The organism is Bacteroidales bacterium (assembly GCA_021648725.1).
GTDB lineage: Bacteria > Bacteroidota > Bacteroidia > Bacteroidales > JAADGE01 > JAADGE01.
Map to the genome: position 1 here is coordinate 22,376 of JAKISF010000028.1, position 22,153 is coordinate 44,528.

Annotated in this window: 16 protein-coding genes and 1 other RNA gene; 3 read left to right on the top strand and 14 right to left on the bottom strand. The window is 30.9% G+C overall.

Annotated features, from left to right (window positions below; translation table 11 throughout):
- Positions 1–179: 179 nt before the first annotated feature.
- On the bottom strand, positions 180–1,346 hold the full coding sequence (locus L3J35_10495; GenBank protein ID MCF6366618.1) for a carboxypeptidase-like regulatory domain-containing protein: 1,167 nt from the start codon (positions 1,344–1,346) through the stop codon (positions 180–182).
- Between the two features lie 97 nt (positions 1,347–1,443).
- Between L3J35_10495 and L3J35_10500 the strand changes: the two genes are divergently transcribed.
- Entirely contained in the window at positions 1,444–2,379 is a 936-nt protein-coding gene (locus L3J35_10500) for an OmpA family protein (GenBank protein MCF6366619.1), read from the top strand.
- A 116-nt stretch (positions 2,380–2,495) separates the two neighbouring features.
- Here the strand turns inward: L3J35_10500 and L3J35_10505 are convergent, their stop codons facing one another.
- The 5 genes from L3J35_10505 to hydG all read right to left on the bottom strand — a co-directional run bounded on the left by L3J35_10505 (position 2,496) and on the right by hydG (position 8,383).
- Positions 2,496–2,936 (bottom strand): CZB domain-containing protein, encoded by a 441-nt coding sequence (locus L3J35_10505; GenBank protein MCF6366620.1) that lies wholly within the window; start codon positions 2,934–2,936, stop codon positions 2,496–2,498.
- A gap of 503 nt (positions 2,937–3,439) precedes the next feature.
- Complete coding sequence (locus L3J35_10510) at positions 3,440–4,534, bottom strand: hypothetical protein (protein ID MCF6366621.1); 1,095 nt, start codon at positions 4,532–4,534, stop codon at positions 3,440–3,442.
- A gap of 110 nt (positions 4,535–4,644) precedes the next feature.
- Positions 4,645–5,733 (bottom strand): [FeFe] hydrogenase H-cluster radical SAM maturase HydE, encoded by a 1,089-nt coding sequence (hydE, locus tag L3J35_10515; protein MCF6366622.1) that lies wholly within the window; start codon positions 5,731–5,733, stop codon positions 4,645–4,647.
- Positions 5,726–6,940 carry a [FeFe] hydrogenase H-cluster maturation GTPase HydF gene (gene hydF, locus L3J35_10520; GenBank protein MCF6366623.1) on the bottom strand — a complete coding sequence of 405 codons (1,215 nt, stop codon included), beginning with the start codon at positions 6,938–6,940 and terminating at the stop codon, positions 5,726–5,728. Before hydF ends, hydE begins: the two co-directional genes overlap by 8 nt.
- Positions 6,941–6,955: 15 nt before the next feature.
- On the bottom strand, positions 6,956–8,383 hold the full coding sequence (hydG, locus tag L3J35_10525; GenBank protein ID MCF6366624.1) for a [FeFe] hydrogenase H-cluster radical SAM maturase HydG: 1,428 nt from the start codon (positions 8,381–8,383) through the stop codon (positions 6,956–6,958).
- Between the two features lie 235 nt (positions 8,384–8,618).
- Here hydG and L3J35_10530 point away from each other — a divergent pair, with 235 nt between their 5' ends.
- A complete protein-coding gene (locus tag L3J35_10530; protein MCF6366625.1) occupies positions 8,619–11,639 on the top strand; it encodes a PAS domain S-box protein in 3,021 nt (1,006 codons plus the stop codon).
- A gap of 3 nt (positions 11,640–11,642) precedes the next feature.
- Here the strand turns inward: L3J35_10530 and L3J35_10535 are convergent, their stop codons facing one another.
- The 5 genes from L3J35_10535 to L3J35_10555 are packed head-to-tail and all read right to left on the bottom strand — an operon-like array spanning position 11,643 to position 18,066.
- Complete coding sequence (locus L3J35_10535; protein MCF6366626.1) at positions 11,643–12,494, bottom strand: DUF4249 domain-containing protein; 852 nt, start codon at positions 12,492–12,494, stop codon at positions 11,643–11,645.
- A 3-nt stretch (positions 12,495–12,497) separates the two neighbouring features.
- Positions 12,498–15,134 (bottom strand): TonB-dependent receptor, encoded by a 2,637-nt coding sequence (locus L3J35_10540; protein ID MCF6366627.1) that lies wholly within the window; start codon positions 15,132–15,134, stop codon positions 12,498–12,500.
- A 27-nt stretch (positions 15,135–15,161) separates the two neighbouring features.
- Positions 15,162–16,163 carry a FecR family protein gene (locus tag L3J35_10545; GenBank protein MCF6366628.1) on the bottom strand — a complete coding sequence of 334 codons (1,002 nt, stop codon included), beginning with the start codon at positions 16,161–16,163 and terminating at the stop codon, positions 15,162–15,164.
- Between the two features lie 51 nt (positions 16,164–16,214).
- Complete coding sequence (locus tag L3J35_10550) at positions 16,215–16,805, bottom strand: RNA polymerase sigma-70 factor (protein ID MCF6366629.1); 591 nt, start codon at positions 16,803–16,805, stop codon at positions 16,215–16,217.
- 46 nt (positions 16,806–16,851) lie between these two features.
- Positions 16,852–18,066 (bottom strand): NAD(P)-dependent oxidoreductase, encoded by a 1,215-nt coding sequence (locus tag L3J35_10555; GenBank protein MCF6366630.1) that lies wholly within the window; start codon positions 18,064–18,066, stop codon positions 16,852–16,854.
- Positions 18,067–18,253: 187 nt separating this feature from the next.
- Here L3J35_10555 and ssrA point away from each other — a divergent pair.
- Positions 18,254–18,655: a transfer-messenger RNA gene (ssrA, locus tag L3J35_10560) on the top strand.
- A 55-nt stretch (positions 18,656–18,710) separates the two neighbouring features.
- On the opposite strand, the gene L3J35_10565 is transcribed toward ssrA, so the two are convergent.
- The 3 genes from L3J35_10565 to L3J35_10575 form a co-directional block, all read right to left on the bottom strand.
- Entirely contained in the window at positions 18,711–19,310 is a 600-nt protein-coding gene (locus L3J35_10565; GenBank protein MCF6366631.1) for a hypothetical protein, read from the bottom strand.
- A gap of 165 nt (positions 19,311–19,475) precedes the next feature.
- Positions 19,476–20,483, bottom strand: coding sequence for a virulence RhuM family protein (locus L3J35_10570; protein MCF6366632.1), 1,008 nt, complete (start codon positions 20,481–20,483; stop codon positions 19,476–19,478).
- Positions 20,484–20,491: 8 nt separating this feature from the next.
- Positions 20,492–22,153: hypothetical protein (locus tag L3J35_10575; GenBank protein MCF6366633.1), on the bottom strand; the 1,662-nt coding region annotated here is incomplete at its 5' end.

Here is a 22,153-nt window from a genome sequence, read left to right on the forward strand (position 1 = left end):
GTTTCATTCAGAAACCGTACACTTTACCAAAAAATACAAGTGTAAAGTGTTGAATTGCAGCAGATTTAGCGTTTTCAGCAAGCCCTAAATAAAGGTGCCAAGTTGTTAATAACAAGAACTCGATATAATGATTTATAAAGAAATTGAAGCCGCAACCGAAAGCAAGATTAATTCTCTTTTTAATGCTTAAATTCAGCCCAAAAAGATTTATCAAAATCTAAATCTTCGTAGTAAACTCGCGAATCTAAAATATGAGGTTTAAGTGTTATAACTTTTATAACATTAAAGGAAGATTCGGTGCTGACTATTTGAGATTCTTCTTTATTTTTATAATTATAATTAATCTTATAGTTTATTTTGTCAAGAATATATTTCTCGTTCTCTTTTTTGTAAGTTACTTCATAATTGTAAAAAGCATTTTTTAACTTATTCCTTTCCGGCTTAACATATAAATTTCTTGCAAATTTTGATTGTGCACTACATTTTACCGTAGTTTTATTATACAAAATTGCATAATCATCTTTTTTAACAAATATTTCGCCTGAATAAAAATTTACATTAAAATCACCGCTTAATAAAAAACTCGGTTTATTACAACTGTAAGAAAGCACCCAAACAGAATCTTCCTTATATAAAATTTCATCTTTAATAACAACCTCAAAATCGTAAAGCCGATTTTTGTTCAAGATATTGTTAGAATGTCTTGCAATATCAAATTCTAAAAGATTATCAACATTTGTATTGCCTTCGTTTATATACCTGACATCAAAATTTCTCCTTGACTGTAAAAACCTGTAATTTATATCCTTAAATGTTTTATAAATTGAAGTTTTAAAATAACCTCTGCTGTCCGACATCAAAACAATTGCCTCTCTCTTCAAAAGTTTTTCATCTCTTCTGATGTCTTTATTCAAATAATAAAATTCATAATTGTAAGGTTTGTCTATATAGTTGTCTTTTATAAAATCAACAGATTTTTTTAAAATAGTATAAGGATATAAAGATTTTTGCTCAACAACAACCTCGTCAATTTGAACATTTACAGGTTCTAATTTGATAAACAAATTATTATTTCCGTATATATCTATTATATCTATTTCTTTCTCTTTAAACCCTACACACGAAACTACAAGTTTTCCGTTAATGTATTCTTCCGGAATATTAAGCATAAAAACCCCTTCAAAATCAGTTACCATACCAATTGTTGTTCCTTCTATTGCAACACTTGCAAATGGAATTGATTTTTCATTATCATTTCTGATTACTTTACCTGCTATATTTTGTGAACTCAGGCTAAAACCGATAAAAATAAAAAATAAAACAGTAAAAATTTGTATTTTAGTCATTCTCATAATATTTATCTTTTTACATTTGCGAAAGTAATATTTTTTTACGGCTAAATCAGTTAAAAAAACAAAAGTAAATCAAAAAAATTATTTAAACATGCAAAAAATAGTTATTTCAAGCATCGCACTGTTATTATTGCTGTCATCATGCCTTGTAACAAAAAAGAAGTATGATGAACTTAATACAATAAAACAAAAATCAATAGATTCAATAGACTTAATTCTTGATAAAACACGACTTGAATATAAACAACAAAGATATGCTTTTGCTGATGATGCAAAAATGAAAGACTCAATGTTGGATTCGTTAGATGTTATTGTTAAAAGATTGGCAAACGATACTTCAAGTCTAAGTTCGTCATTAAATGAAGCAATAAGAGAATATGAAATCGAACGAAATAAATTAATGGAAATTGAAAACCGTCTTAATAAAAAAAGTAATTTAATTGAAGGATTAAGCAAAGATCAAGAGCAAAAAGAACGAGAAATTGACTCTTTGCGAAATTCCTTATTAGAAAAACAAAAGCGTTTAGCCCAATTAGAAAGTATGATTGATAAAAATAAGGAAGAAGTTAATAAACTAAAAAAAATAATTAACGATGCTTTGAAAAGTTTTGACAATTCGGAGTTAAACGTTTACCTGAAAGACGGGAAGGTATATGTTGCAATGGAAGAAAAACTGCTGTTTAAAACCGGAAGTTCAAAAATAGACAAGAGAGGCGAAGAAGCAATTATTAAGCTCGGAAAAGTTTTAGAGAAAAACACCGATACTGAGATACTTATTGAAGGGCATACTGATAATGTAGGACCTGATAAATACAACTGGAAATTAAGTACCGAACGAGCATTATCAGTAGTAAATATTTTATCTGAAAAAACAAGCATTAAAGCCGACAGAATAACTGCATCAGGCAGAGGAATGCACAAGCCCGTTGCAGATAATGAAACTGATACCGGAAAACAAAAAAACCGGCGTATTGAAATAATCCTTGCTCCTAAATTGGACTCTTTGTATGAAATGATGAATGAGTAAGAAACAAATGAGGCTGCCTAAAAAGACTAAGACCTTTGCCGTCTGTGCGAGAAATTGAACTTTTAGACAGCCTCATTACTGAAAGTTTTGTTAAACCTTATTTTACAAAATAACAACTATTGTATCTTTACTCTTAAATCATCATCAGACATATTATTTAGGTTTGTTTCTACAAGCGTCATTTTGTCAAGTAAAATGTTGGAAATTTCTTTTAACTGAACAACCATAATGTTCATTTCCTTTTGTTTTCGAGCCTTAGCTTTTGCTGAATTGAAAAATAATCCGACTTTGTCAGGAGACAAATATTTTTGATAAATTTGTATATACAATTTATGTAAATTTTCATGTATAGGCTCAATTTCACGAAATTCAGGCATAAAACTTAAAAAATGCCCTGTGCTGTAATACCATTTCCCGAAAGTGCAATCAGTATATAACTGCGGTAATTTTTCTGCCCCCGATTCAATACCCATTGCTAATGCTTGTGCATAAGCATGCCACTTAACATGTGCTGTGCGTGCGTCAGTTAACGCATCTAAAAAATCTTTTTTAGTCATTTGTTTAATTAATTTAAGATTAGAGATTAAATATTTTCATTTTTTTGTGTATTTCACAAGTATAACCGTGACACATCTCAACCTATTGGTTGATTTATATCATGTTTAATGAGTGTTTTACAAATGTAACTAAAGAATTATAATCTTCAGAATGTTCTAAAACACCTGAAAAAAGGAGTGTTCTCTAAAAAGCATACTATGTTATAATCATTCTTTTAAAAACAATTAAAAAAATGCAGATAAGATATAAAAATATTATTGTTAAGGAAGTTTGTTATGAGGTTTGAAAATACAATAAAATATGACATTTTATTATATTAAGCATGGCACCGCTATGGTTAATGTGAAAAATGTAACGAAGTATTTATATTTTGAAGTAGTTTCATACCGTAATAGAATTTCTAATGCATATTCTGGGTTAAAAGTAAAGCCAAGTTTTATTCCCAATAAAAAAAGCGATTTGAAAATTTACAAACCGCTTTTAAGAAAAACAATATTATATGTTATGAAGCACTATCATCTTTAAATTGAATTACTAAATTCGAAACTAATACAGGGTTATAAGGTGTTAAGTTTTGCATTGATGCTTCGGCTGCATCATAAGCTGTTGAAGGCGAGGTTCCTGCCGCAACAAATCCGCTTGCGTTAAAATAACCCGGTGCTTGTGTGTTGAAAATATAGTCTGAAATTTCAGCATCGGTATATCCTGCTCCCATTAATTCATTGTAGAACACATTATATATTGAATAGGTTTCAAGTAATACTGTTCTTGAAGTTTCGTCAAGATTGCTTGGCGGCAATCCAACTTCTGCAACAGCTCTGTCATTACTTTCGTCACCGGCAGCAGCAAAAGCCCAGTTGAAACCTACTGTATTTTCATCAAAGAAGCTTGCATTAGGGTGGTTTGAGTTTCCGAATACATCAACAATATCACCTTTTTTACCTACAAACATTTTCATTGTTTCCATTGCATACTTATTGTCACCAATTGTATCTGCCGGCAATACTAAACCTGTAATATAAACTTTCATTTCAGCATCATAATCAGAAGATGCTTCGCTGTAATCTACTCTGTACATTGTATTTGCATCATTCCAAGTGTCAGGCGAGTTTCTGTCTAAATCATAAGGATTTATTATTGAAACACCTTTAACCGGGCTGTTATTCCAAAAAACTTGCATACCTGTACCTCCGTCTTCATCTGTCAAGGTTAATTGATATTCCCAAACTTGTCCTTCAAATTCAGAATTTTCAATTATTACAACGCTTTTTGTTCTTCCGTCATCATCACTTTGAAAAGAGAAAGACATTGCTTGATCTAAATCATATTCTCTTATTGCAGACATTATTGCCTGAACAATATCAGCAGCACCCTCTCCTACTGCAATAAACGTTGTTAAATTTCCGTAAATATCACTTCCGTTAAGAATACCGTTTTTATCTGATTTTACAGTACTGTTACTGATGGAACCGGGGACATCTACTTTAAATTTTGCAGGAATAATATCTGCTGCGATTTCATTTTTATCTTTACAACTTGTAAATAAAACAGCTGTTGCAAAAATTACCATAAGAATTAAACTAATCTTTTTCATCATTTTTAATTTAAGTTAATATATAATTTTAATTAGTTGTTGCGATTTTAAATTCGCTTTCGGTAGTAATACACACTAAATAATTTTTACCCTGAAAAAAAAGATAATTATTTTTATTTTTTTTGTGTTCTTAAATTAAAATGCTTTGAATTACCGTGTTCTCCGTAGGCAATTGAACAACCGTGACGGTTTTTATATTGCTCAATATGATTTGTAAGTTTGTAGGCAAGCAACGAATTAGGTTTATTATTGTATAAATTATAATTTGCAATATAATTTGTAGGTGTGAGGTTGGGCATTAATACATTTGCTGCAATATTTAAGGCTTCGATACGTCCGAAATCGGATATTGCATCCAATGCAGTTGTTGATGCAATGTTAATATCTTTCATAATTATTCTTAACAGTGCAAACATTATCATAGATAAATTATATCGTCCATTTTTGCTGAGCAGAAGTTCTTTTTTTTGATATAACGGCGTGTCGGTATGTTCTACATAGGGTCCCATTCCTACCATATCAACATTAATGTTTTTTAGAAATAATAAATCATCGGCTAAATCTTCAATGCTTTGCTCGGGTAAACCGATCATTATTCCGGAACCGACTTGATATCCGATTTCTTTCAAATTCTGTAAAGCTTGTATTCGTTTTTCATAATTATGTTTGATATCGTTCGGATGAATATTGTTGTAAATATTTTTATTTGAACTTTCTATTCTCAACAAATACCGATGAGCACCGGCTTCAAACCATCTTTTATATGTTTCTTTTGTTTGTTCTCCGCAAGATAAAGTTACTTTTAGGGAATTATCGGTTAATTGATGAATTTCTTTTAATAAATTTGAAATTTTCTGAACAAAGTATTTATTACTTATTTCGCCTGACTGTAATACAATTGAAGCATAATTATTTTTGAAAGCATAATCTGCACATTGCAAAACATCTTCGTCTTTTACAACATAACGCTTCACTTTTTTATTATTATATCTAATGCCGCAATACAGGCAATTTTTTTTGCAATTATTTGAATATTCAATTAAACCTCTTAGATATATTTTATTCCCGACATATTTTTTCTTTACCTCTCTTGCTTTTTCGAAAATTAATTGACGTTCGTCTTTATTGTATTGTGACAATAAAAAAATTAAATCGCCTTTGGATAATTCTTTCTTTTTTAATGTTTTTTTTATGTCAATCATTAAATATTTCTTTAAAAGGTGCAGTTGTTCGTTCGAAGATGCCGTTTAGCCAGGCAATCGTCATTCCGTAATTTGTAACGGGTATTTGTTTGTCAACAGCAGGTTTTAAACGGTTCGTAAGTTGTTTTTTTGTAACCATGCATCCGCCACATTGAATTATTAAGGAGTAATCTTCAATATCTCGTTCAACTTTATTCAACCCGGATACGACATCAAAATTAATATTTTTATTGGTATGTTTTTTTATCCAGTTCGGAATTTTATATCTTCCTATATCATCACAGTTTACCTGATGTGTGCAAGATTCTAACATCAAAACTCTGTCGTTATCTTTTAAGGTGTCAAGCTTTTGTGTTCCTTTTAAATAAGCTTCAAAATTTCCTTTGAAATATGCAAATAACACACTGAACCCGGTTAACATAATATTTTCAGGGACAACTGACTTTACATAACTGAATGCTTGGCTGTCTGTTATAACAATTTTTGGTTTAATTGAACAGGTATTCAAATAATGTTCAAGTTGGGTTTCTTTTAAAACAATGTTAACACAATCATTATCCAGCACGTCTCTTATTGCCATAACTTGCGGCAAAATCATTCGACCCTCGGGAGCCTCATTGTCAATGGGAGTAACTAAAAGTACGTGTTCATTTTTTTTGATAACATGTCCTAAAAGTGATTTTTTTCGGAAAATTGTTCTGGGAATGGTCTCTTTCATTCTTTCAATTATCATCTGTGTATTAGCGCTTCCTTTTGAACTAAAAGACAACACATCCTTTTTTGCATATTTTTTAATTTTTTGACTGCAATTGTCCGAAATAGCTTCAATGTCTGATTTATTATAAATTATAAAATACGGTACATTCCAATTTTCAAGCTCAAGAATTAAATTTTCCTCAAATTTATCGAAATTATTATTTGAAATCATCAGAACGGCTAAATCTATAATTTTCAGCACTTCTTTGGTTTTTTTTACTCTTTTTTCTCCTATTTCTCCTATATCATCAATTCCGGCAGTATCAATTACAACAGCAGGGCCTATTCCGAAAATTTCAATTGATTTTTTTACGGGATCGGTGGTTGTTCCCGGAATTTCTGAAACAATGGCAACATTTTGTCCTGTCAACAAATTGATAAGTGTGCTTTTTCCGGTATTTCTTCTTCCGAAAATACCGATATGCGGTTTTGAATCGTTACCTTTTTTCATTATCGTTTTCTTTTTTTAGAAATATAAATCTCGTTCTCCGGACTTAATTCTTTCAATTCTTTTTTTAAGTTCTTTCTCAAGTTTTTCTTCCTTTAAACCGGAAATATTTTTCTCAATTAACTTCCAAGCCTTTATTGAGCTGTTTTTATCGGCATAATCTACAATATATTCTGAAAGGGTCAGTATTGCATTAGGAGTGCAAAATCGTTTTATAAAACCGGGAACGGAGAATTCCATGAAATGTTCGCCCGTTCTTCCTTTTCGGTAGCAAGCTGTACAAAATGACGGCATATAATTGTTTTCAATTAGCTCATCAATAACTTCATTTAACGAACGACTATCATTAATTAAAAACTGTTCTTTAGTTAGATCTTGTCTTTTATTTTCTTCATTTGAATATGCTCCAAGTTCTATTTTTGTTCCTGCATCAACTTGAGAGCAACCGTATTGTAGCACTTCCCTTCTGATTTCTGCAGGCTCTCTTGCCGTTAAAATAAGTCCTGTGTACGGTACAGCTAATCTGAGAATTGCAACTAACTTTGTAAAATCTTCATCATTTACTTTGTATTTTTCAGAGATGTCATATTTTGAAGCGTCTTGCAACCTCGGAAACGAAATTGTATGCGGACCGACATTGTAACATGCCTCCAAATGATTTGTATGCCTTACCAAACTCAATACTTCAAAACGCCAATCATAAAGTCCGAATAATGCACCTATTCCTACATCATCTAATCCAGCCTCTTGTGCCTTGTCAAGAGCAATTAGCCTGTTTTCATAATCAGCTTTTTTTCCTGAGATGTGATATTTTTTATAAGTTTCTCGGTGATAAGTTTCTTGAAAAACTTGAAAAGTTCCTATTCCGACTTTTAATACAGTTTTATACCCTTCAATTTCCATAGGTGCAGCATTTATATTAACACGCCTTATGGTGCTGTTTCCGGATTTTACATTATATACTGTCTTTACTGTATCGGCAATATATTCGGCACTATATGTTCTGTGTTCACCGTAAACAAGAATTAATCGTTTCTGACCATTATCCAAAAGAAACTTCACATTATCCTCTAACTCTTTCTTATTGAGGGTTTTTCGAACTGCATTTACATTTGAGCTTTGAAATCCGCAGTATTTACAATTATTGGAACATAAATTCCCGATGTAAAGCGGGGCAAATAGAACTATTCGATTGCCGTAAACATTTTCTTTTAGTTCTGCAGCAGCTTTTTTAATCATACTGATCATTTCAGCATTATCAGTATTAACTAAAACTGCTACATCTTCTAAGTTTAGCCGTTTTTTAGAGAGTGATTTTTTAATAACATTTTCAAGCTTTTTTTTTGAAACAATTGTATTATTTATATAATCCCATATTTCTTCAGAGTCAATATAGGGTGTCATTGCAACATCCTTAATGTTATATGTTTCGGGTGTAAATTTCATGTCTTACATTTTTTATTATAGACCAATTTAAGCATTTTGCCGGTCAATATAGTTTAACGACATAAGTTATTGCCTATAAATCCTTAAATAAGTTGTTCAAATTTAATAAAATCTTTCAGATATTTATTATGTCTAACTAAGGTTTGTATATGTTTTTATGAACATATCAATTTATTTTTTAGTTAGTTATTTTTTTTGCACCTTTATTGTTTTGATATTTAAACCAATATTCAATATGTCTGCAACAGCATTAAAAAAAGTTATAGAAGTTAATTCTGACAAATGTGTAAATTGCCATACGTGTATAACCGCCTGTCCTGTAAAATATTGCAACGACGGTACCGGAGATTATGTCAATGTAAATGAGAATATGTGTATTGGTTGCGGAAAATGTATAAAGGCATGTACACATGATGCGAGAATTTATCTTGACGATTTTCAGAAGTTCCTTACAGATGTAATTGCCGGAGAAAAAATTATTGCAATTTCGGCACCTGCTGTAGCTGCAAGTTTTCCGAATCAATATTTAAAGTTGAATACTTTTTTCAAAGAAATAGGGATTGAAGCTATATTTGATGTCAGTTTCGGTGCAGAGCTGGCTGTCAAATCATATTTAGATGAAATTGAAACCAATAACCCAAAAACAATAATTACACAACCGTGTGCCGCAATTGTTACTTATATTGAGTTATACAAACCGGAACTTTTAAAATATCTTGCTCCGGTTGACAGCCCGATGTTGCATACAATAAAAATGATAAAAGAGTATTATCCGCAATACAAAAATCATAAAGTTGTAATTATTTCTCCTTGCAGTGCAAAAAAAAGAGAATTTGAAGAAACCGGCTTAGGAGATTATAACATCGGACATCAATCAATACAAAAGTTTATTAAAGAAAGTAAAGTTGATTTAGCCAATTTCGAAGATACCGATTTTGATAATCCTTCGGCAGAACGTGCAGTTTTGTTTTCTAACCCGGGAGGTTTATTAAAAACAGCAGAAAGATGGATTCCCGGAATTTCAGATAATGCAAGAAAAATTGAAGGAGTCCCTTTAATATATGAATACTTAGAAACTTTGCCGGAGGTTATCAAAGCGGGAAAAGCTCCTGTTTTGATAGACTGCCTTAGTTGTGAATTTGGTTGTAATTCCGGTCCTTTAACTATTACGGAGGGTAAAAGTCAAGATGAAATTGAATTTTATGTTAATAAGAGAAGTGAAGAGTTAAAGCAAAAATATTTGGAAGAAAATGATAATGATAAAGAACAAAGCAAGGAAAGTTTAGAGGATTTAATTCATGAGTACTGGAAAAAAGATTTGTATAAAAGAACTTATGTAAACAGATGGCAAAATGTAAACCTGAAATATCCTAACGATGGGGAATTAGACGAGATTTTCAAATCGATGCACAAATATTTAGATGACGATATAAAGAACTGTTCTGCTTGCGGATACGGAACATGTAAAGGAATGGCAATTGCTATTCTTAACGGATTAAACAGACCGGAAAATTGTCATTTTTATTTAGCACAACAGGCTATAATCTCAAATGAAAACACAAGGTTAAGTAAAGAAAAATTGTCAAATATTTTATCTACTTCGATTGACGGTTTTGTTGAGTTTAATAATAATGAAGTTATTACAAAAGCAAATGATGCATTTAAAAACATTCTCAAACAAAATGATATTATAGGCAGAAGTATTTATGAGTTTATGGACGATGAAAACAAAACAATTTACGAAAAAAGAATAAGCAAGCGAAAAAAAAATAACAACAGTTCATTTGAAGTTGAATTTATACAATCAGATAAAAATAAAATTCCGTGTTTAATAAGTGCCTCCGAACTTAAAGTAAGTGGGAAAATAATAGGCTCATTTGCAATGGTTTCCGATGTTTCTAACTTAAAAAAAGCAGAAGCAGAGTTAAGACAAATAAACGAAACTCTTGAGGAAAAAGTAAAAGAACGAACAATTGAACTTTCTGAAGCATTTGAAGAAGTGTCACAAAGAAATGAGGAAATTTTCCAACAAAGAGAAGAAATTATGGCTCAAAGAGATGCTCTTGAAGACTCTGAAGAAAGAATTAAATATATTTTATCTTCTATGCCGGATGCATCTTTTGTTATTGATAAAAATTCAAGAGTAACCCATTGGAATAATGCCATGGAAAAATTAACAGGTATTGATGCTTCGGACATTATAGGAAAAGGCGATTATGAATATTCACTACCTTTTTACGGAGAAAGAAAACCTGTTTTAATTGATCTTGTAAAATTAAAAGATGGGGAACTTAAAGATAAATACTCAAACATCAAAAACATAAACGGAATTCTTGAAAGTGAATTTATTTTAAATAATGAAAACGGCGGTATAAACGGTTGCTTTATCGGAAGAGCCGTAGCAATTTATGATAACGAGGGAAATACATCGGGAGCAATTGAAATAATTCATGATATTACAGAAAAAGCAGAGTTTCTTAAAAAAATAGAGAAACAAAAGAAAAATATAACAGATAATATTCAATATGCAAGCTATATTCAGGAAGCATTATTACCTCCTGAAACCCAGGTAACCGAATACCTTTCTGATTCTTTTATTCTATTTAAGCCGAGAGACATTGTAAGCGGTGATTTTTACTGGGTTGAAAAATACAACAATGACATAATAATAGTTGCCGCAGATTGCACAGGACACGGAGTTTCAGGAGCCTTTATGAGTATGCTCGGTATTTCATTTTTAAATGAAATTATTATTAAAAATAAAATTATTGAACCGAATGAAATATTAAACGAACTCCGAAAAAGTGTTAAAAAAGCTTTACGCCAAACAGAAAAAAGCACTCGCGGCAATGACGGAATGGATATGTCAGTAGCAGTAATTAATCCGGATACAAATATTATTCGTTTTGCGGGAGCAAATAATCCGCTTTTTATTATCAGGAATAATGAAATTATAGTTTACAAAGCTGATAAAATGCCGGTCGGGATTTATCCGAAAGACAGCGAATCATTTTCCTCAACCGAAATTGAAGTTCAAAAAGATGATGTTTTTTATTTATTTTCTGACGGATATGTTGATCAGATGAATGAAAAAACAGGAAGAAAATACATGAAAAAAAGATTTAAGGAATTGCTGGTAAAAATTCATAAACTTCCTATGAAAGAGCAAAAAAATATACTTGAAAAGGAATATTCAGAATGGAAAGGAAGTTCTGAACAAATTGATGATATGTTGGTTTTAGGATTTAAATTGTGATTACTATTGAACAATTGTACTGAATGAAATAACCGATGATGCTCCGAAGAAGCCGAGTGCTCCGCTGCTTAGGTTTGTATAAACATTGCCCTCTTCAATATCAAAATTGCCGCCGTGCCATTGAGATTCCATCAGAACCGATCGGATAAAGTCTTCATGTTCAGGACTTAATGAGTATTTTCGTTGTGTCATTAAAGTTCCGTACGGAAATATTACAATTTCATTGTCGGGAGCAAAAATTTGATTAACATCAATTGTTTTCAGGCGGTAATAATACATCTTTGCCGATGTTTCATTTATCGGTAAATTTTCATATCCGTTAACATCCGACCAATCTAATATTACCTCATACATTGCTGATTCGTACGGGTTAAACTCTGCAATATCATAAGCAATATAATACAAATTTGTGTCGGGAATTTGTATATAAGGCAAGGGGTCAGAAACTGAAACAGGGTAAATGTTTGCTTCGGCAAAATAATCTTCATTATTATACTTAATATTCAAAGTGTATGTTTTATTAACAACAGCAGAAAATTTTGAATCGGACAAGTAAATTCCCGAAGTTGTATTTTCATGAAAATTGAATGTTTGTTCGCCGTCTGAAATTGTAATTGTTGCATCTGAAACAGATTTTGCCGTATCATTTAAATTTTGAACTGATAAGGTTAAATTGATTTTTTGGTTAGCATATTCATTTGTGATAAGTCCGTCAACAATCAAAAATTGTTCAGACGAAGTTTTTAAATCCCAATTTATTTTTCGCTCACATGAAAATAATGCTAAAAAAATGACAGCCAAAAACAAGAAAGACAGTTTATTTATTCTGAGTATTTTTACAATATATCTTTTCATTTTTTATCTGAATTTAAATGAATATGCAATTGAGGGCATAAATCCGAGCAAATATTTTGATGTGGGTATTATTTCTTTTTCTGAAATTAAGTTAGTCGGAACTTGAAAGTTCCCTTTATCGGTTTGAATTTTATTAAAATTAACGGCAATAATGTTATTTCTTCCGTAAAAATTGAATATTGAAAAAGTAATATCATGTTTATATCTTGCTGTTTCTTTTTTATTCAGATTTAAAACAGCTGAAATGTCAAGTCTGTGATAGCCAGGGAGTTTGTCGTTATTTTTTTCAGCATAAACGGGTAAATTATAGCCTCGATAATAATAAAAACCGGTCGGTGAGCTGAATCTCATCCCGGAAGAAAACACCCAGTTCATGCTAAAAGTCCACCATTTCTCCGTTTTATATGAAATGTTAATATTTAAGTTGTGAGGCTTATCGTGCCTTGCCGGAAATTTATTGCCGTTATTCACACCGCTTACAGTTGCAAAAATTCGCGAATATGTATATCCTGAATAAAAGTTAAAATTTCCTTTTTGCTTTTGTATCAAAAATTCAATGCCGTAAGAATAAGCATCTCCGAAACGAAGTTCTCCTTCAATATACGGATTTAAGAGCATATTTGCATGATCATCATAATCAATTAAATTTTGAATTGTTTTGTAATATACTTCAGTTGAAATATTTATTTCTGAAAAATATTTATTAATACCTGCAACAAATTGATGTGATTTTTCGGTTTTAATATTCGGTCCGGAAGGCATCCAAACATCTAATGTCGTAAACGGGCTTATTGAATTTGACAATAATTGCAAATGTTGTATATGCCTGTCGTAACTTATTTTTGCAATAAATGATTTTGAAAAAGAATATGAGATACTTGCTTGAGGTTCAAGGTTAAAAGAGGTGTTAAAAACTCCGCTCGGATAATTAACTGTATCGGAAACTCGAAAATTATCATCAAATGAAAAAATTGTTGCCGGACCTATGTTATTCCAACTTATTAAACGTATGCCGTAATTAATGTTAATTTTGTTTTTAAATTTTTTATCGTGTCCGAAATACAATATATTTTCTATTGCATCACTTGCATAAACCGACCTTCCGAAAAAGTCATTATTTAAATTTCCCGGATTAAAAAAATATGTGTTAATGTTTAACCCGAAGTTGATTTTGTTTTCGGGATTTGAAAAATATGTAAAATCATTTCTTAAACTGAAATTTCCTATAAACGAGTTCCAATAATTATTATTCTCAACAGAATAATATAAAAAATAGTCATACTTGCTTGTGTGTAAGGTTATGTTAGAGAATAACTTATCCGAATAAAGATGGTTCCATCTTAAAGAAAGTGCATTGTTTTGCCAAGACAAACCGGCTGTTCCGAAAACAGGAATTTGAACAGTAAGAAAATCTTTTCCTTTGTACATTGAAAAAAACAAACGGTTTTTTCTGTTAAACTTTCTGTTAAATTTTATATGAAAATCATAAAAGTTAATATTTGTGTTTGAATTTTTTATTAACCAATTTATGTGTGAGCGTCTTAAATTTATAAGAATTGTGCTTTTTTCTTTCTTAATAGGTCCTTCAATTGTGTAACTTCCGGTAAAAGGTGTTGTTTTTCCTGAGAAGCCCCATTTATAGAGGTTTCCGTCTTTTGTTTTTATATCAATTAAAGAAGAAAGCCTTCCGCCGTATTTAATCGGAAAATTATTTTTGTATATTTTTATATCTTTTACGGCATCAGGTGCAATTGCAGAAAAGAAGCCGAACAAATGTGAAGGGTTATATACGGGAGCATCATCAATCATTATTAAATTTTGATCTTTATTTCCGCCTCGCACATAAAATAAAACTGAGCCGTCACCGAAAGAAGTTATTCCGGGAATTGATTGAATGCTTTTTACAACATCAGCCTCTCCTGCAAGTCCTACATTTGATGTTATCATTTTATTTGTAAGCTTTATTTGTTTTAAGGGTGTTTTTTCAAAAATATCAATATTATTATCTTCGGTAACAACTACAATTTCAATTTCGGAAGCGTCAAGTTTTAACTTTTGAGAAATTTTCTTATCGGAATTCAGGTTTAGTTCAATTTGCTTATTCTCAAAGCCTATGTATGAAAAATTTAAAATGTATTTTCCTTCGGGAAGAGATAGTGAGTAAAAACCGTATTCATTTGTCATTGTTCCTTTATAGGAATTTAACAGGCTGATGCCTGCACCGATTAATATTTCTCCGTCATATTCGTTATAAATATATCCGCTTACAATAAAAAGCTTCGGAGTTTCTTTTTTTACTATTATTTTCTTTTCGGGAATTGTATGTTTTTTTTTAAGAACAATTTGTTTTTCAACCGGTGTAAATTCAATGTTTAAACCTGCGAACAGGTTTTTAAGGATGTTTTTAACAGACTTATTTCGAGCAATAAGAGTAACTTTCTTTTCAGCATTTATTGCCTGTGTGTTGTATGAAAATTTAATTTTTGTTTTGCTTTGAATTTCATCCAAAACGGTTTTAAGCGGTTTGTTTTTTGCAACAATCGTAATTTTTTTTTTAAGATTTATGTTTTGAGAACTTGCTGAAAATACAAGGAAAAATAAGGGTATTAAAATTAATATATTTTTTATTATTTGTTGCATATTATTTATGCTGAATTTTTAAGAATATTATTTGCAAGCATTTCCGTTTACATAAATTGTATTTCTTTTTTTATGAAATTTAACATTATCAAAAGTTGCATTAAGAACATTTAAAATCTCATCAATTGTCTGATTATCAAAGGAAACAGATTGTCTGCAATTTTTTAGTTGCGGATTTTTAAACTCAAAATTTACATCATAAACTTTTTCAAGTTGTTTGAATATTTCGTTTAAACTTTGATTATTAAAATTAAAGATTTTTGTTTTCCAAGCAATACAGTTTTTATCGAATGTTTCAATTTTTCTTAACTTGTTTGCTTTTTTATCGAAGATAATTTCTTCTCCGGCAGTTAATATAACTTTATCGCTTTTGTCTTTTTGTTGATAAACGGCAACAGTTCCTTCTGTTACTACAACTTTCCTGTTTTTGAAGTTTGAATTTACATAAAATTCTGTTCCCAGAACCTCAACATAAAAACTTTCGGCTTTAATAATAAACGGTTTGGTTTTGTTTTTTTCTACTTTGAAATACGCATCGCCTTTCAGTTCAATTTTTCGTTCTTTTTTATTGAATTTCTTGGAGTAAATTATGCTCGAATTTTTATTGATACTTATTTCTGTTCCGTCGGGTAAATTTGTTTCAATAACTTCATTTTGGGCAAAAAGCACTTCTTGTTTCGGATTGAAAACATATAAAGATGCAATACCGAGTAATATAATTGTTGATATAACTGCAGCAATTCTCAATAATGAAAACTTCTTTTTCTCAATTTTTTTAGGAATTAAAACTTTATCATCAAACCCGACTTTGTTTTTAAACATTTTCCATTCAGCATTTACATCAATAGCTTCAATTTCAGGAATAATTGAAGAATCGGACATATCCCAAGCTTTTTGATATTCATTGAAAGTGCTTTTGTTTTCTTTGCTCTCTTCAATCCAGTCAAAAAGTTGTTTCTTTTCAGAATTGTTTAATTCTCCGGAAAGATGCTTGAGTATTAATGTGATATGTTTATTTTGTTCTTGCATTTAATTTTCTCTAACTCTTATACACTTACTGTAGGTTTTACCCTGATTTTTTTATTGATTATTGATTAATAAAAATATTATAACTGTTAGATATTGCTTTAAATTTTTCCGCAACTCTTTTAGTGCTGTTGACATGTGCGTTTCAACCGTTTTTATTGAGATACTGAGTTTTTCGGCAATTTCTCGATATTTTAAACCTTCATTTCTGCTCATTAAAAATACTTCTTTTGCTTTCGGGCTTATGTTGTTTAATGTTTCATCAACTTTTTTTTGTATTTCATCAGTTTCCATTTCATCGGCAAGTTCCCAATGTTTATCATGTTCGTTTTCCAAAATAAACTCTTCATGTGTGAACTTTTTATTATCTCGAATATAGTTCAAACTTCTGTTATTCACAGAAGTAAAAAGATATGATTTTACAGATTTTGACATATCAATATCATCACGCTTTTCCCAAAGTTTCATAAACACGTCATGCACAATACTTTTAGCATCACCGGTGTCTTTCACAAATTTATATGCAAAAGCGGTAAGAGGCTTGAAATACTCTTTGAAAAGTTTTTCAAAATCAGGTTTGTTCAGATTTGATATGTTTTTTGTTTTTGTCAAGTTGTATTTGATGCGAACTTTGGTAAGTTTCATTTTTCAGACTCCTGCGAGTTTTGAAAACCCGCATAATCTTTAATGTTTACTTTCCGTTTGCAAAATCTTTTAAATATTGAAAATGTTTTCCGAGCTTTCCGTTTTCGGTAATAGTTGCCCGTTCAATAATTCCGGTTGTATCTTCGCCGAAAAGAGCCGGAAAAATATTGTCAATCAACCCTTGTCCGAAATCAAGAGAAGCATCTCTGGGAACTTCACCCGGTAAATTATCGACAGCCATTACGGTAATATTATTTTTATCAAAAGCATCGCCTTCATTTTCATTAAGTTTATCGTAACCGTAAAAAGGGTCGGCAATTGTTGAAGGACGTAAAGTTGACGGTATCGGGTCGGCAATATCACAACTTACATCTGCGATTACTTGTATTCTGAAATCACTTTCCTTAATATCTTCTTTTGTAAAAAATTTCGGAGAATCTTCATCCCAAAAATGACATGCAATATAAACATCGGTAACTTTAGTAAAAGGCTTAAATGTTGATTTATACATTTCGGGGTTTCGGAAAAAATGTTGTAGGCTGAACTCTTTACCGTCTTTTCTTGCAACATAATATTGAGGATCTAATTGACTGTAAACAGCTTTGTCAAACTCTTTATTTAAGAAATCTTCGGGAGATACTTTTTTTATTCCTGCTGTTTCCAAAATTTCCATTGCTCCGCGTGCAACTCTGCCTCCTCCGGTAATTAAGAATTTCTTTGCAGGAACCTCAATATTCTTTAGTTGCTCCTTTACTTCTTTAATATCATGGCAGTCTTTTGCACGTTTTAACTCGTACTTACCGGTTCTTTTTCCTAGTGTAACTAATCCGTTGTATGCACCGACCAAGCCCGCCCAGTTTCCGAAAGCAACAAGCCGTATGCCTTTTTCATTTGTAAAATACTCATGATCGAGCATTTTTATATTTTTCTTTAAAAATTCTTTAAGCAAAGGTCGATTATATTCCTGCTCTTTTGCTGTATGTGAGAAAAAAAGATACGTTTTACCGGCAATTAATTCGGGAATATGAACTTCTTTTACACCTGCAAGAATATCACAATGACTGATGTCATCAACAACAGTTAATCCAAGTTCGGTATATTCTTCGTCTTTAAAAGCTCTGATATCGCTTGATTGTATAAAAAGTTCAACATTGGGAAATTTTTCAATTAATTGAACGCCTAATTTTGGCGATATTGCTGTTCTTCTGTCTGGCGGTGTTTTGGTTTCTTTTAAAATTCCTACTTTAATTTTCTTACTCATTGCGTCTCTTTTATTTATTTTTCAGTCGGAAAAGATATGAATTTTTACTATTCTGTCAAAAATTATTGTAATTTTGCAGTCCTTTTGGCATAATTGCTTAAAAATACAGGTCTTTTTGTCAAATAAACTGAATTTTGTACAGTTATTGTATTCTAAATATCAGAATTTGTTCTTTGAAAAAATCTTTGGGGTCGTTTTTGGTTTTGACAGCAAGGATAATGGATTTGTAAGCATGTCGAGCAATGTTGATTAACTCGTAAAACTGTACAGCAAACCTATAAGAGGCAATAATAATAATTATGCTCTCGCTGCGTAACCGAAGTTTAGTAAGTTAGCCGCTTAATTCTGCACAAAGTGCAGAACGAGATGTCTCACAAAAGGGATTGCCCGATTCCTTTTTGATTTGAGGCACCGACAACATCGGGATAGTTTTGGCAGAGCTTTGATGTCAAGGCAAAATTAAAAAGATAAGCATAAATTTTGGGTGCTTTTTCCCGAGTTTATGTCGAAAACCAATAAAAAGATAAACATGTAGAAAACACTTTTGTTACTTGTTCGGACGCGGGTTCGACTCCCGCCGGCTCCACAAATTAACAGCTGTAAATTATGATTTACGGCTGTTTTTTTATTGCTTTGGTTATAAATTAATCATAGTAAAATGTTTTTCTTCTTTCTTTTTCTCTTTTTTCTTCTTCAATACGTTGTCGTTCATCTTCAATTTCTTCTAAAACTTCTTGTTCTCTTATTTCATTAAACGGATAAAATGTTATTATTTGTTTTGTGTTTTTTCTGACTATCAGCAAACATTTAACTTTTTCATTATTTAATACAGTAAAGCCGACATAAGCAATATTTCTGTTAATACTGCGGTTATAAGCATCCACATCAATACAATGTTCATAAAACTCTTTTATGCCTAAAATTATTTCATTACCTGACAGGTCTTCCGAAAACATTGTACTGTTGTTTTTATCTTCGTAATTGATAAAAAATTGTTTGGTATGCCTTGCAAGAATGTGCCTCAAACCATAGGTCGGTTCTGTACCGGCATCGAGATATATTGTTCCGTAAACATCGTTATCAAAAGTGTAAATATCTTCCTCCTTCGGCAAGTTGGCATTTAATACTGCTTTTGCAGGATTTTGAATGATTAGTTTTGAATAATCTAATACGTGCTCATAATGCTCATAACCAACAAAGCCGAGCAATACAATAATTAACAGGGGTGAAATAACTTTTTTCATATTATGTGTTTTTAATTTACTGAATTTTCAACAATTGCAATCTCATCCTCCGTAAGACCGTATAGTTCATAAACCATTTTGTCAATTTCTTTATCGGTTTGAGGTATTTGGGTTTTCACGTTGTTAAACTTAAAACCATGAAACTACTTGCATTATGCAAGTGATTTATATATTTATTTTTTTTTCTTGTTTTATTTCTTTTTCCAGCTCTTTTAGTTCGTCAATATCAGTTTTGTCGGCTTGTAATGCTTCGTATTTTTTTCGTTTATTGTCAAAGTTGGTGTAGATTGCCCTTGCTTTCTGTTCCATTTCGTTTTTACTTATTGAACCTGTATGTTTAAGTGTTTTTTTATCTTGAAATTCAAGTATTTTATCAACATTTTCTCTCCAGAAATTCATTGTAATCTCCATTCTGTTTTTTGCTCTGAGTTCTGCACTTTCAAGAAATATTACAACAAGACGATTGAGTGTGTCAATTTCATCTTCTGACAGGTAGTTCTTTGCAATAAAAATATCTTGTTTACGAACAATTGAGCCTTTCCATGAAGATAAATTCATGTTTGGTTCGTTTGCATTAGCACGTGTAACAATTATTTCGGTTGCGGTTTTGTCAGTAACAGCAAATAATAATTTATTTTGTGTTTCGGCAAAAAACATTTGAGTGGCTTTGTCTGTTTTATCATAATCACTACTTAATGCAAATAAATCTTTTAGTTTTTGATAAAAACGTTTCTCCGATGCACGAATATCCCTTATTCGTTCTAAAAGTTCATCGAAATAGTCGGGTCTGCCGTCGGGATTTTTCAGTCGTTCATCATCTATTACAAAACCTTTAATCATATATTCTTTCAGGTTTTTGTTTGCCCAAATTCTAAACTGTGTTCCTCGCTTACTTCTAACCCTGAAACCAATTGCAAGTATCATATCAAGTGAATAAAAAGTAACATTGTATTTCTTGCCGTCATCGGCAGTTGTAAAGTAATTCTTTACAACTGAATTTTGCTGTAATTCTTTTTCATTCAGTATATTTACTATATGCTGACCTATGTTTTGTTTAGAGGTGGCAAAAAGTTCGGCAAGTTGATTTTGGTTCATCCAAATGTTGCCGTCTTTTGCATAAAGCGATACTGATGCTTTGCCGTCTGCTGTGTTATATATGATTATATTTTGCATTGATTTTTTTATTTAACAGAGCCTTCAATAATCCCAATCTCCTCCTCCGTAAGCTCATACAACTCATAAACCATTTTATCAATTTCTTTGTCGGTTTGGGCTATTTGGGTTTGGACTTGGTTTATTTCTTGTTTGTATGTGTCGAAATAATCTTCCCACTCATCTTGTTGGGTGAGGGAGAGTTTTATTTTTTGTTTTTTTAGTTCTGCTATAAATGTTTTAAAATCGTAATTGTAGAAATTTTGTAGTTTGCCGGTTATTTTTTCTATTTCTAAATTTGATTGTATGCGTTTTATAAATTTATCTGATTTTTCTTGCAGTTCTTTGTTTAGGGAAAGCATTAAATCTGCTTTTTCTATGAATGGTTGTTGGTTTTCTTGTGAGATTTCTTTTATTGGTATGTGAAAAAGGTTTTGAGTTGAAATAGCATTTGTTAAAGACGAATTATTTGTGAATTTTTTTTGGTAATAATAATTTATAAGATTGGAATTTAATACACATAAAAGATATTTAAGACTAAGTTTTGATTTATTTGTTATAGCGTAAGTAGTGCCCAAATTATAATATTGATTGTTGTCATAAGTTATAACAAAATTAATATTAATCATTTGCATAATTAATTTCTCATTAGATTTAAAAATATTCTCATTTCTGGCTCTAAGAAGTTTTTCTTTGTCATAAAATATGAATTCGTCATTAACTAAATAATTATATCGTTTAATACCTTTTCCTCTTACTATTTTTTTATAAGTATTATCAAGTTGAGATTTTGACAAAAAAAGTTTGTCATTTCCTGTAACTATACCATTGTTTATATTTACATAATTTTTAAGATATTTGGAATTATGTTCAATTAGTTTTAAATTTTTTCGGTCTTCCAAACTTGAATAAATGCCATATATATATTGTTCAGATTGTAGAAAAACACTTTGAAGTTGTTTATTTTCCATAATCTTATCTGCAATTCTGTAAAATTCAACATTAATTTGGTCATTTAATATTTTTCCTTTTTTCAGAATGAATGTTGCAGTTTCTGCAACGACATCTTTGAATTGTCCAGCTCCCCAATCTGTTAGTAATTTAATATCAAAATTAGTAAGAATAAATTTTCTAATTGAAGTGTAACTATTAGTTTTAAAAATGTTTTTATGGAAAATATAACTTGTAATTCCATCAACTTTTAAAATAGATTTATTTAACTCAATAAAAGGTGCTATCAAATTTAGTTTTGTTGTTTTAAACTTATCAGTTCCTGACTTTTCAAATGAGTTCGGAAATGCTTGATATAAAAAAAAGAGTTCAGTCTTATTAAATCCTCTGTTATCTACATACGGCGGATTACCAATAACAACATCAAAACCGCCATTATATTCCGAGCGAAAGGCATGCTTTGCCGTGCAACTTATTTCTTTTGCCATATTTTGCAATTCTTTGTTTTCAGGCAGTTCGTGTTTTATTCGGTTATTTACGATATAATTTAGGGTATTTCGGTATTGTTCTTTATCGGTTATTTTTTTCTTTCCGAATTTTTGCACCCAGAGGGAGTTATATTTTTTTTTATTCTTCTCGGCTTTCGAGTTCGTTTCTTTCTCCGACAAGGGGACATGTCCCCTTGTTGCTGCTGTTGCAGCAGCAGGTACAGTTATTCCTTTTTCTATATTATATTTTCT